A 12,494-nucleotide genomic window follows, 5' to 3' on the forward strand; every position below is an offset into this window, starting at 1 on the left:
CATTACTCCAAAACCGCGCTCAGCGATAAACCGGGAAATCAGCGCACAGGGCAGACACGTGCTTGGCCACGTTGGCCTCGACGTCGGCGTCGCCGAGGTTGTCGAGGATGTCGCAGATCCAGCCGGCCAGCTCGACGCACTGCGGCACTTTGAAGCCACGGGTGGTCACCGCCGGGGTACCGATGCGCAGGCCCGAGGTCACGAACGGCGACTGCGGGTCATTCGGCACCGCGTTCTTGTTGACGGTGATGTGGGCGCGACCCAGAGCGGCATCCGCCTCTTTGCCGGTGAGGCCTTGGCGGATCAGGCTGACCAGGAACAGGTGGTTGTCGGTGCCGCCGGAGACCACATCGTAGCCACGCTTGATGAACACTTCGGCCATGGCCTGAGCGTTATCGATCACTTGCTGCTGGTACGCCTTGAAGCCTGGCTCGAGCGCTTCCTTGAAGCACACGGCCTTGCCGGCGATCACGTGCATCAGCGGGCCGCCCTGGGCGCCGGGGAATACCGCAGCGTTGAGTTTCTTTTCGATTTCTTCGTTGGCCTTGGCCAGGATCAAACCGCCCCGTGGACCGCGCAGGGTTTTGTGGGTGGTGGTGGTGACCACGTCGGCGTAAGGCAGCGGGTTCGGGTACAGGCCAGCGGCAACCAGGCCGGCAACGTGGGCCATGTCGACGAACAGCAGCGCGCCGACCTTGTCGGCGATCTGACGGAAGCGTGGGAAATCCAGGGTCTTGGAGTAGGCCGAGAACCCTGCCACGACCATCTTCGGCTTGTGCTCGACCGCCAGGCGCTCGACTTCGTCGTAGTCGATCAGGCCGGTGTCGGTGTTGATGCCGTATTGCACCGCGTTGTACAGCTTGCCCGAGGACGACACTTTGGCGCCGTGGGTCAGGTGACCGCCGTGGGCCAGGCTCATGCCCAGGATGGTGTCGCCGGCATTGATCAGCGCCAGGTACACGGCGCTGTTGGCGGAGGAACCGGAGTGCGGTTGCACGTTGGCGTAATCGGCGCCGAACAGCTGCTTGGCGCGTTCGATGGCCAGGGCTTCGACCTTGTCCACATGCTCGCAGCCGCCGTAGTAGCGCTTGCCCGGGTAGCCTTCGGCGTATTTGTTGGTAAGGCCACTGCCTTGAGCTTCCATCACGCGCTTGCTGGTGTAGTTCTCCGACGCGATCAGCTCGATATGATCTTCCTGGCGCTGCTCCTCGGCATTCATCGCCGCCAGCAGTGCGTCGTCATATCCCTGGATCTGGTCTTGTTTGCTGAACATCGCGTCTCTCCCAGCCTTTCGTATTGTTGAGGCCCTCGCAGGGCCCTTTGATGCGATGGTAGGGCTGGCGCGTGCGGGCCAAATGCCTGCGCACGCCACGCAAAGGTGCGTTTACGACATGGACTGAAGAATGTGCAAAAGCTTGTGTGGGAGCTGGCTTGCCTGCGATGGCATCGCTGCGGTGCAACTGGCAGACCAAGGTGTCTGCATCGCAGGCAAGCCAGCTCCCACAGGGGTTAGGCGATGATCTGGCGGATGAGTAGCAGCAGCAAGAAATGCAGTGGATATAAGGCATAGGCCCAACGCCGCATCGCTGGTGGCGAGACATTTTTGGCATGTCGCAACAAGACCAAACCCACCCATGGCGCAATCAGGCATGTTGCCAACCCCAACAGCGCCACCGGTGTGCCGCTATTCAGCAAAATCTGCCATTGGTTGGCGGCAACACAAACCAAGCCTGGAAGCACACTGAAATACCAAGGGCGACTGAACACCAGCAACATCGCCACAGGCAGCAACACACCGAAAAAACCGAACATCAAATGTGTCGCAAACGCCCCCGCGATACTGAGCGCTAACAGCGCTAATCCTCGATCAAAAAGCGCCTTTTGCTGCCAACCTCGGGCAACCAGCAAACCTAACACCAAAGTCGGCAGCACATTCAACGTATCGGCGTCCTCGATAAATAGCCGATACGGCACTTCGCTGATCACGCTGAACAACAGCAACCAACCCAGGTAGCGCCAATGGCCCGTCACTGGGGCGTAACGGACACGGTGCAAATTAGCCGCAATCGCCAGGCAAAACCATGGAAACGCCAGGCGCCCCGGCACATATAGCCCATCCAGACTCAACCCCACATAGCGCAAATGATCGAGCACCATACTCAACAGCGCCAGCCACTTGAGCAGATCCAAAGCGCCATCTCGGACAGGTCCGACAGGCAAGGTTTCAGTACCGTGCATAATTCCCCAACGACTTTGCATTTACAGTGCGTGCGTGCCCCCGGCAATCTTGGGTAAAGTGCGCACCAACATCGACCACAGGAACGGGCCATGACCGACAAGAGCCAACAATTTGCCAGCGACAACTATTCCGGCATCTGCCCGGAAGCCTGGGCCGCCATGGAACAAGCCAACCAGGGCCATCAACGTGCCTACGGCGATGATGAATGGACCCACCGCGCCGCCGACGGTTTCCGCAATCTATTCGAGACCGACTGCGAGGTGTTCTTCGCCTTCAACGGTACAGCTGCCAACTCCCTGGCGCTGTCCTCGTTGTGCCAGAGCTACCATAGCGTGATTTGCTCGGAAACCGCCCACGTCGAGACCGACGAATGCGGCGCGCCGGAGTTTTTCTCCAACGGCTCCAAATTGTTGGTTGCCCGCACCGAAAACGGCAAGCTGACCCCGGAGTCGATCCGTGAGATCGCCCTCAAGCGCCAGGACATCCACTACCCCAAACCCCGCGTCGTGACCCTGACCCAGGCCACCGAAGTCGGCAGCGTGTACACCCCGGAAGAAATCCGCGCCATCAGCGCCACCTGCAAGGAACTGGGACTGAACCTGCACATGGACGGCGCACGCTTCGCCAATGCCTGTGCATTCCTGGGCTGCTCACCGGCCGACCTGACCTGGAAAGCCGGCGTCGACGTGCTGTGCTTTGGTGGTACCAAAAACGGCATGGCGGTAGGTGAAGCCATTCTGTTCTTCAATCACAAACTGGCTGAAGATTTTGATTACCGCTGCAAACAGGCCGGTCAGCTGGCGTCGAAAATGCGCTTTCTTTCTGCGCCATGGGTGGGCCTACTGGAAAATGACGCCTGGCTCAAGCATGCACGCCACGCCAACCATTGCGCGCAATTGCTGAGCAGCCTGGTGGCGGATATTCCCGGCGTGGAATTGATGTTCCCGGTACAGGCCAACGGCGTGTTCCTGCAACTCTCGGAACCCGCGATTGCAGCGCTGACCGCCAAAGGCTGGCGCTTCTACACCTTCATCGGCAAAGGCGGTGCGCGCTTCATGTGTGCGTGGGATACCGAGGAAGAGCGTGTGAGGGAATTGGCTGCCGATATTCGGGAAGTAATGAACGCTTAACGTACGAATTCGGCCAGTTGGTACTGGCCGATTGCCGAGACTGTTTTTTGATATTTCCGACCGCTACGTAGCTCGCTTTCATTGTCTAGCCTCTTGTTACCCGCAAGGAAAACGCAGCGATAACTGCCGCCTTTCGGGTTTCATCGCCAGCCGAATAATCGGCCGCAAAGGCACATCAATGGAGAGTTTTATCATGGAATATCAAAGTAATGGCAACACACTGCAAAGCGGCGGCAGCACTAGCACCACGGTCATTGACTGGGACGAGTTCAGGAAACACGCCAAGATCGGGGACACCATTCAGGAGCCCTCAAGGACGTTGACCATCTACGACAAAGCCTACGAATTGACAAACTCAGGCCAGCACTTCGTTGTTCATATCTATGCCCAATAACTATTAACACCGCAGGCCGCGCCGCAGCCTCATGACCTGCGGCGCGGTCCGAAACAGCTGGGTTACCTGTTACCTACAAAGCCTTCGGCTGGAGCTCCATCCATTCATCAATGGGGCCACTGTTACCGTCAAAGGTGCCGCCATCAAATATCACCGCCAGCTTATTAACTGCATTCAAGGCAGTGGTCACCGCGCCTTCCGCCCAGCCGCCAGTAAAGGACACATCGTCCCCCGCCAGAATGAACCCATCGGGTGTTTTAGCAGACACACCGTTCATGAACTGCGAAAACAATAGGCGCTGGTATTCGTACTGCCCAGGCAAGTTCATCTTGAAAGCTCCGAGAAAAAACGGCTGTTCTTCCCAGTTGATTTCGACAAAGGGATCGGTCATGCCAAACTCCGTCGCAAGGTCCAACTGATGGTGGGCATACACCGAGTCCAACAAGGTCGAACATAGCGCAACATGGGAAGGCAAAGGCGCAGCCCGATCTCCCAGAAACTTGAGGCTGTCGTCGTTCCAGGTATAAGACAAAAACATTCCGCTGCCCTTGTAGGCGCCTTGACTCGCAGCGTAATCCAACAGGTAAGTGCCACGGGTAATCCGGTCCGATAAGGTCACACTCATCTTGTATTGATAGTCCACCCCGACATCAGTCCAGAAAGGCCGCTTAGTCCGGGCAAAAATCTTGGCCGACTGCATGTAATGGGTGTACATCACCGCCTCCCATTCTTTGACAGACAGCAGGCTATTCATGGCGTTGAAATGATCGGTGCCGCTCATATAGCGAAACTTGTCCAGAATCCGCTTATGGGGCGTGTAGATCACGGCAGGAAAGGTGTATTGGCATTCGCTCCCCTGGTTATGATCAAAGATGTACACGTCGAATTCGCCGTCTTGCCGTCTTATGATCTGCCGCACTTCCTGCCCGAAAACCTGGGGAATGACTTGAGCGCTCAGGCTTTCGACGGTCGTACCCGAAGGCCAGTGGGCCACGCTGTCGCCCATCGCATCCGGGCTACGCGCCCATAACCGACGAGGCAGTTCAGTGGAGCCGTCGTACATCAACTTATGGTTGGTGTCCAGGCCGGTGTACAACACCCGTAACACCTCTAGAAAGCAGTTTGGATAGTCGGTATTCCACCCTCCCGTACCAAAACCGATCTGGCCAAACAGATCAATGTCCTCACGACTCCAACCGGCCTGCTCCACCATGGCGGCAAAAAAGCTGAGATTGTCCCAACCTGCCTCCAGTATCGCATTCCACAACGTCTTTATCTTCGCCTGGTCAAGGCTGCCCTCGGACATTGCAGCTTCCATTTCAGTGAAATGGATCGGGGCCTGCTCCAGAAAAACCTCAAACAACTTACGCTCGATTTCCAGATATTCATCGGGCAAATTCTTGCCTTCGTAATAGACCTGTTTTTGTTGATAGTCGACTACCGTACTGGGGGTTGCAGCCGAGCCAGGGTTGGGAAAGTCCGCCGAGTTGGCGGTCATGCCGACCTTGTCGAAATAGTGCATCAGCGCCTTGCCGGAAACGGGGAAACGCATGGCCCCCATTTCGCAGATGACACTGTTGGCCGGGTCTTGTGGGTCGCCCACCACCTGGGAATAGAGTCGCCCACCCATGCGATGACTGGCCTCCACGACCACGGGATGCAAACCCATGCGCAGGGCTTCATAAGCCGCGACAAGGCCGGCTACGCCAGCCCCCACGATCAATACCTTACTGCCGTGGGCACTGCTGGAAACCTGCGCCAGCGCCGTCCCGTTGCTGGCCGCCTGGTTGAGGAAACGGGCGTAGTGAAAAGGGAAATCGGGGATAAGCGCGGTGACATCATTGCTCAGTAAGCGCGTAGCGCCTTTGGTACGGGAAGGTATAGCAGACATGTCGAGCATCCTTGGCTGAAAAAAGGACGTCCACCTACTGCTCTATTACGAAGGGCGACAACGACGCGTTCGAGCATCAGCGTAGAAGATTGTAGGAATTGGCTCTATACCACTTGGAAATAAGAAAGCCTATTGTCAGCCAAACCTCACCTACGCAAGGTTTTGCACAGTCAGTTCAGAGATTCCTGAAGTGATTATTTGCAATTACAGATTCAACCGTACGTTTGCTTGTAAGACTCTTCAACGATCACTCAATAATAAACAGACCGTGAAGCCTATGAACTTGCCCTGCGACCAAGCGGCAGCTCCCCGTCCCGCGCTGAAAATAGAAACCCGTTCCATCGATTATGTGCCGCGCAACGAACGCCACGGCAAGGTCTGGCATCAGGCGCCGTTCTGGTTCACCGGCAACTTCGTACTCACCACCATGGTTACCGGTTTTACCGGCGCCGCATTGGGGCTGAGCCTGGTATACGCAATCCTGGCGATTGTCATCGGCGTATGCCTTGGCACGTTCGCCATGGCCTTCCACGCCAACCAGGGACCACGTATGGGCTTGCCACAGATGATCCAGTCGCGGGCGCAATTCGGCCTGCGCGGAGCCATCGTCCCTTTTATCGCGGTGGTCTTCGTGTACATCGGTTTTAACGTGTTCAACGTGATTCTGGCGACCGACGCCATCAATACCGTGCTGCCCGGCAACCGGGCACCGTGGTATGCCTTGATGATTATCCTGGCAGTGGTGATCGCGGTGATCGGCCATGACCTGTTGCACACCGTGCAACGCTGGCTGACCTACCTGATGATCAGCGTGTTCGCGGTCCTCACGGTCGCTGCCGTAATGACCCTGCAGGCCGACACGGCGGTGGCCGACGCACATTTTTCCTGGTCGGCCTTCCTGATCCAGCTTTCGGCCGCTGCCGGTTACCAGATCAGCTACGCCGTCTACGTTTCGGACTACTCGCGCTACCTGCCCCATAACACGCCGTCACGCAGTGTCATTGCCTGGACCTACCTGGGCGCTGCCGGCTCGGCGCTGTGGCTGATGTCGCTGGGCGCCTTTCTCGCCTCTGCACTACCCTCGCCGGATGCCATCAGTAGCGTGCAGGCGGTGGGCAACCAACTGCTTCCGGGGTTTGGCACCTTTACCGTATTGATCGCAGTCCCCGCGCTGGTGGGTATCATGGCGGTCAACTGCTATGGCGCGATGCTCACCGGGATCAGTGCCATTGACGGCTTTGTGCCGATCAAACCACGGATCAAGAGCCGAATCGTCGGGATAAGCCTGGTGGCCGCAGTCATTTTTGTGATCGCCTTGAGCATCCCCGAAAGTTACCTGAGCAGCTTCAACACCTTCGTCCTCTTGATGCTGTATTTCCTTGTGCCTTGGACAGCAGTGAACCTGGCGGATTTCTACGCGGTACGAAAAGGGCGCTACGCAATCAGCGACATTTTCAACCCGGCCGGAATCTATGGTCGCTGGTCGAGCGCAGGGCTCATTGCATATTTCCTCGGCCTGGCGGCGATGGTTCCGTTCATGTCGCTGGGTTTCTATCAGGGGCCGATCAGCGTGATGCTGGGCGGCGCCGATATTGCGTTCATCGTCGGCCTGGCGATCGCGGCGGGGGTGTACTGCACAATGAGTCGCCACCGCGACCACGCCACCGAAGCGCGCGCCGTACAAGCCAGTGAGCGAGCGTTGGAAGAGGCCTTGCCATGACACCGCTACGCGTCGTTTGTCATCAATTGGCGCCGCGTATCGGCGATACCCGCTATAACAGGGCGCTGACCGAGCACGCGATTCGCGCCGCAGCCGACCGAGACGCCCAGGTAATCGTGCTGCCGGAACTGGTCCAGAGCGGCTATACGTTCACGGACCGGGAGGAAGCCCACAGCGTCTCCGAGACTCTCGACGGCCCGACCTTGGGCCTGTGGAAAAACCTGGGACGTGAGCTGGAGATCATTATCGTCGCAGGCTTCTGCGAGCGTCTGAGCGCGGGCCGGGTTGCCAACAGTGCCGCACTGATCGAGCCTTCGGGGCGGATGACGGTGTATCGCAAGGCCCACCTGTGGGACCGCGAAAAACTAATCTTTACCCCCGGCGAAGCCCCACCTCCGGTGGTCGACACTGCCGTTGGACGAATAGGCATGATGATCTGTTACGACCTGGAGCTGCCCGAGTGGGTACGCCTGGCAGCGCTGGCGCGGGCCGACCTGCTCTGCGCCCCGGTGAACTGGCCGGACGGCCCGCGGCCCGTGGGTGAGCGGCCGGCGGAGATCGTGCGGGTCCAGGCGAATGCGGCGGTCAACCGCATGTTCATCGCTGCGTGCGACCGCCATGGCGAAGAGCGTGGGGTCAACTGGGTCGGCGGCTCAGTCATTGTCGACGCCGATGGCTACCCGCTGGCCGGACCAGCCGCCCATCCGACGGAACAGCAGTTGGTCGCTGACCTGCCACTGGCCCAGGCTCGGCACAAGTCAATCAGCGACCACAACCACGTTCACCAGGACCGTCGACCGGGCTTGTACTGAGTATCAAAACTCGATGCGCACATCCCCTTTCGGCACACTGCAGCACGACAGAATGTAGCCTTCAGCCTCGTCTTCTTCGGTAATCCCGCCGTTGTGCTCCATCTCCACTTCGCCGCCCAGTTTCATCACCTTGCACGTACCGCAGATGCCCATGCCGCAGGCCTTGGGGATCAGCAGGCCGAGCTTGGCCGCCGCGGCATGCACCGTTTCTCCCGGCGCCACGCGAATGCTTTTGCCGGACGCGATAAATTCCACTTGATGCAGGTCTGCCAGGTCGATCTCCGGCGCATCCGCCGCTTGCTCGGCCTGCTCCACCGCATCGGCACGGGCTTCGGGCGGTGTCGCGCCAAAGGACTCTTCGTGATAACGGGTCATGTCGAAACCGGCGACTTCCAGCAGGCGCTTCACAGCATTCATGTACGGCGTAGGGCCGCAGCAGAACACTTCGCGCTCCAGGAAGTCCGGCACCATCAGCTCCAGCATCTTGTGGTTCAGATAGCCGCGATACCCGGCCCATGGCTCACCCAGGCCGTGTTTTTCGCAAATCAGGTGCAGGCTGAAGTTGTCGATCCGCGACGCCATGTGCTCCAGCTCGCGGTGATAGATGATGTCCTTGGGCGAGCGGGCGCTGTGGATAAAGGTCATGTCGACGTTCGCGTTGGTGTCATAGAACCAGCGCGCCATGGACATCACCGGCGTAATTCCAACGCCGCCGCTGAGGTACAGCACTTTCGGGCTCGGGAAGTCGATGGCATTGAACAGCCCGACCGGGCCGTGCACCGCCAGCTCCTGGCCTTCGTGCAAAGTGTCGTGCAGCCAATTGGAGACACGGCCGCCCGGCACACGCTTGATGGTCACCGAAAAGCTGTAAGGCACCGACGGTGAGCTGGAAATCGTGTACGAACGCATGATCGGCTGGCCTTCGATTTCCAGCTCCAGAGTGACGAATTGCCCTGGCTTGAAAAAGAACAGGATCGGCTGATCGGCCATGAAGCAGAAGGTGCGCACATCCCAGGTTTCCTGGATGACTTTGACGCAGCGGACGATGTGCCGACCATTGGCCCAGGTCTGGGTGGTTACCGGATTCAGGAAATTATTGGACATGTTGTTCTCCACCGCCGACGTCGGCCTTATGGTGGCGATTCTGCGTAACGCGAGAACCACCCATTTACCTATCTGCGACATTCACATACTTACGGCGACCAGCCCCCAAAGACAGGGGCTTGCGCGTCGGGATCAGATTGGGCCATGTCGCCCATGGATAAGGTTCGACGTTACGCCGGGCCCACACTCGCTCCCAACAAAGACGCGTTCTTTACGCCTTGCACAGCACCAACCGTAGCCACTATTCGCCGGCCACACAGAATGGCCATGAGGACACACACGATGGACGTCACCGCAACCTTAAGCTTGGGCGATCCGCTGGAACCCGCACGCAAGGCCACCGCGCAAATGCTGCAAGAGCGCGAGCGCACTTTTTCACTGCCGCAGCCGTTCTACTCTGATGAGCGGTTGTTTGATATCGACATGCAGGAGATCTTCCAGAAAGAGTGGTTGATCGCCGGCATGACCTGCGAAATCCCCGCCAAGGGCAACTACCTGACCCTGCAAGTGGGCAAGAACCCTATCATCGTCATCCGTGGCGCCGACGGCGTGGTGCATGCGTTCCACAACGTCTGCCGCCACCGTGGCTCGCGCTTGTGCACCAGCGACAAGGGCAAGGTCGCCAAATTGGTGTGCCACTACCACCAGTGGACCTACGAGCTGGACGGCCGCCTGCTGTTCGCCGGCACCGAGATGGGCGCCGATTTCGACATGAAGCAGTACGGCCTCAAGCCGGTGAACGTGAAGACTGCTGGTGGCTACATCTTTATCAGCCTGGCCGAAAACCCACCGGCCATCGATGACTTCCTGTCGACGCTCAACCATTACATGGAGCCCTACGACATGGAGAACACCAAGGTGGCGATCCAGACCACCTTGTTCGAAAAAGCCAACTGGAAGCTGGTGCTGGAAAACAACCGCGAATGCTACCACTGCAACGCGTCACACCCCGAACTGCTGAAAACCCTGCTGGAGTGGGACGACGTTACCGACCCGCGTGCCGACCAGGCGTTCAAGGATCACGTGGCTGCTTCTGCTGCCGCCTGGGACGCCGAGAAGATCCCTTACGCCCACGCCAGCTTCGGCCTGCGTAACCGCATCGTGCGCATGCCACTGCTCAAGGGCACTGTGTCGATGACCCTGGACGGCAAGCAGGGCTGCGCCAAACTGATGGGCCGCATCAAGAACCCGGACCTGGGCTCGATGCGCATCCTGCACCTGCCGCACTCCTGGAACCACTGCATGGGCGACCACATCATTGTGTTCACCGTGTGGCCCATCAGCGCCCAGGAAACCATGGTTACCACCAAGTGGATCGTGCACAAGGACGCCGTGGAAGGCGTGGACTACGACGTGGAACGCATGCGCCAGGTGTGGGATGCCACCAACGACCAGGACCGCCGCCTGGCCGAAGAAAACCAGCGCGGGATCAACTCCACCGCTTACCAACCCGGCCCGTACTCCAAGACCTATGAGTTTGGCGTGGTGAATTTTGTGGATTGGTACAGCGAGCGCATGCTGAGCAACCTGGGTGCGGCGCCGGCGCCTTATCTTAAAGGCGTAGCTGCTCACGAATAACGCTTGTTTGGGAGCGGGCTTACCCGCGATGGCATGGTGTCTGTCAAAGTCTGTATTGGCTGATAGACCGCTATCGCAGGCAAGCCAGCTCCCACATTTGGACAGATTAGCTGTTCAAAATTCGATCAGCTCCGATACAGCCCTTTACCACCCTGCCCTCCAGCCTTTACCCAACAACTTATCCACAAAGCCACCCACAGCAATTGTGGGCAAGTGCGTCGTGGACGAAAATTAAATCAAGAAAATCCGTGACTTATTCAAACTTCCAGGTTTCAGCTCAAGCTGTTCATTTATTGACCAAACCTCCAAGAGCCTTGTTTGGCGTGGCTTGCAGCGGTAAGCGAACACCTTATCCACAGATGCACCAACAGACTTTGGGGGCAACTTTGTCCGGGTTGTGGAAAAGCCTTTGAAACCCTCATAAATCGGGGATATCAAGCAGTTTAAAAGGCAAAAATTTAGGATTTGATCAATTTTCAACCAGCCTCGTGAAAGCCACGTTTTATATGGCCTGTAGCGGATAGCGAACATCTTATCCACAAAAGCGCCAACAGACTTTGGGGGCAAGTCGAGGCCTCAAGCTGATGAAAACCCGAGCAAAAACCGCAAGTTAGGTTGGTTGTTTTTCGTACAGAGGGCTGCAGAGCTTGATACACCGGGCTTGTGGACACCCGCGAACAGGTTATCCACAGGCGGATCAACAGGCACTGTGGGTAAGCCCAAGATAAAACAGGAAAATGTGGAAGCGGGCTTGCCCGCGATTGCAATACGTCAACGGATGCATGGGTTGCTGACCCACCGATATCGCAGGCAAGCCAGCTCCCACAAGGTTTGGTGGTGGTCAGGGTTCAGCGTACGACGCCCTCTTCTACCAGAAGCTTGAGAATCGCTTGCGCGCCCTCTTCAGCGCTCACGCCCTTGAGCACCTGCCCACCGCCGCCACTGGCCTTGGCCGTTGCGGCCTTCATACGGTCGGCACCACTCTTGGCCTTGATCACCTTGAGGCGCTTTGGCCGTGGCTTGGCCGGTTGCAACAGTGCGCCTGTGAATAACTCGTCGTGTTCAATCTCAACGTCATGGGCGGCCAGTTCACCCCGTTGCGCCGGGCCGTAGGCGCTCTGGCGTGGCTTGGGCGCGGCGTTATCCACCGTCGCCAGAAACGGCAGGCGCACTTTCAAGCGCCGCCGCTGGCCACGTGGCAATGCCTGCAGCACATGGGCCACGCCGCCCTCGATGGACTCCACCTGCGCCAACCCGACGATCAGCGGCCAGCCCAACTGCTCGGCCAGCAGGAACGGCAACATACCCGAGCCTTCACCGGTTTCTGCCTGGCTGCCCGTGAGCACCACTTGGGCTCCCGCATCGCGCAGATAGTCGCTCAATACCGGCAACGCATCGGCGCCCGCCGGTTGTTCCAGTACCTGCAGTTGCGGCAGGCCCATGCCCAGGTAGCTGCGCAGGGTCGGTTCGGCGATGTTGCCGGCGTGCAGCACCTGCAATTTATCCCCAGCCAGTTGCAGCCCCAGCTCAACCGCGCGCGCATCCTGCTCGGCGCGGCGTGGACGCCCGGAGGTGGGGTGAGCACCGATGGACACCAGGCTGAATACAGTGTTCGTCATGGTCATA

10 protein-coding genes are annotated in these 12,494 nt (G+C 58.5%); 5 read left to right on the plus strand and 5 right to left on the minus strand.

What is annotated here, in order from left to right:
- Nucleotides 1-19: 19 nt before the first annotated feature.
- Both glyA and AC07S6_RS16295 read right to left on the minus strand, forming a co-directional pair.
- A complete protein-coding gene (gene glyA / locus AC07S6_RS16290; protein ID WP_003194857.1) occupies nucleotides 20-1,273 on the minus strand; it encodes a serine hydroxymethyltransferase in 1,254 nt (417 codons plus the stop codon).
- Nucleotides 1,274-1,509: 236 nt separating this feature from the next.
- The gene (locus AC07S6_RS16295) at nucleotides 1,510-2,238 is read right to left on the minus strand and encodes a TraX family protein (RefSeq protein ID WP_495112642.1); all 729 of its coding nucleotides are present in this window, start codon (nucleotides 2,236-2,238) and stop codon (nucleotides 1,510-1,512) included.
- A 90-nt stretch (nucleotides 2,239-2,328) separates the two neighbouring features.
- Here AC07S6_RS16295 and AC07S6_RS16300 point away from each other — a divergent pair, with 90 nt between their 5' ends.
- Nucleotides 2,329-3,369, plus strand: coding sequence for a threonine aldolase family protein (locus AC07S6_RS16300; protein ID WP_003194862.1), 1,041 nt, complete (start codon nucleotides 2,329-2,331; stop codon nucleotides 3,367-3,369).
- 193 nt (nucleotides 3,370-3,562) lie between these two features.
- On the plus strand, nucleotides 3,563-3,763 hold the full coding sequence (locus AC07S6_RS16305; protein ID WP_003194864.1) for a hypothetical protein: 201 nt from the start codon (nucleotides 3,563-3,565) through the stop codon (nucleotides 3,761-3,763).
- Between the two features lie 73 nt (nucleotides 3,764-3,836).
- Here the strand turns inward: AC07S6_RS16305 and AC07S6_RS16310 are convergent, their stop codons facing one another.
- Nucleotides 3,837-5,654 (minus strand): flavin monoamine oxidase family protein, encoded by a 1,818-nt coding sequence (locus AC07S6_RS16310; protein WP_495112631.1) that lies wholly within the window; start codon nucleotides 5,652-5,654, stop codon nucleotides 3,837-3,839.
- A 277-nt stretch (nucleotides 5,655-5,931) separates the two neighbouring features.
- On the opposite strand from AC07S6_RS16310, the gene AC07S6_RS16315 reads away from it, so the two are divergent.
- Both AC07S6_RS16315 and AC07S6_RS16320 read left to right on the plus strand, forming a co-directional pair.
- Entirely contained in the window at nucleotides 5,932-7,374 is a 1,443-nt protein-coding gene (locus AC07S6_RS16315; RefSeq protein ID WP_197880516.1) for a purine-cytosine permease family protein, read from the plus strand.
- The gene (locus AC07S6_RS16320; RefSeq protein WP_197880517.1) at nucleotides 7,371-8,186 is read left to right on the plus strand and encodes a nitrilase-related carbon-nitrogen hydrolase; all 816 of its coding nucleotides are present in this window, start codon (nucleotides 7,371-7,373) and stop codon (nucleotides 8,184-8,186) included. The genes AC07S6_RS16315 and AC07S6_RS16320 overlap by 4 nt, the downstream gene beginning before the upstream one ends.
- A 3-nt stretch (nucleotides 8,187-8,189) precedes the next feature.
- On the opposite strand, the gene gbcB is transcribed toward AC07S6_RS16320, so the two are convergent.
- The gene (gene gbcB, locus AC07S6_RS16325; protein ID WP_014720237.1) at nucleotides 8,190-9,290 is read right to left on the minus strand and encodes a glycine betaine monooxygenase reductase subunit; all 1,101 of its coding nucleotides are present in this window, start codon (nucleotides 9,288-9,290) and stop codon (nucleotides 8,190-8,192) included.
- Between the two features lie 282 nt (nucleotides 9,291-9,572).
- Here gbcB and gbca point away from each other — a divergent pair, with 282 nt between their 5' ends.
- The gene (gene gbca / locus AC07S6_RS16330; RefSeq protein WP_127881615.1) at nucleotides 9,573-10,868 is read left to right on the plus strand and encodes a glycine betaine monooxygenase oxygenase subunit; all 1,296 of its coding nucleotides are present in this window, start codon (nucleotides 9,573-9,575) and stop codon (nucleotides 10,866-10,868) included.
- A gap of 848 nt (nucleotides 10,869-11,716) precedes the next feature.
- On the opposite strand, the gene etfB is transcribed toward gbca, so the two are convergent.
- Entirely contained in the window at nucleotides 11,717-12,493 is a 777-nt protein-coding gene (gene etfB / locus AC07S6_RS16335) for an electron transfer flavoprotein subunit beta (RefSeq protein WP_420030036.1), read from the minus strand.
- Between the last annotated feature and the right edge of the window lies 1 nt (nucleotide 12,494).

The organism is Pseudomonas sp. GW821-FHT07B01 (assembly GCF_059419065.1).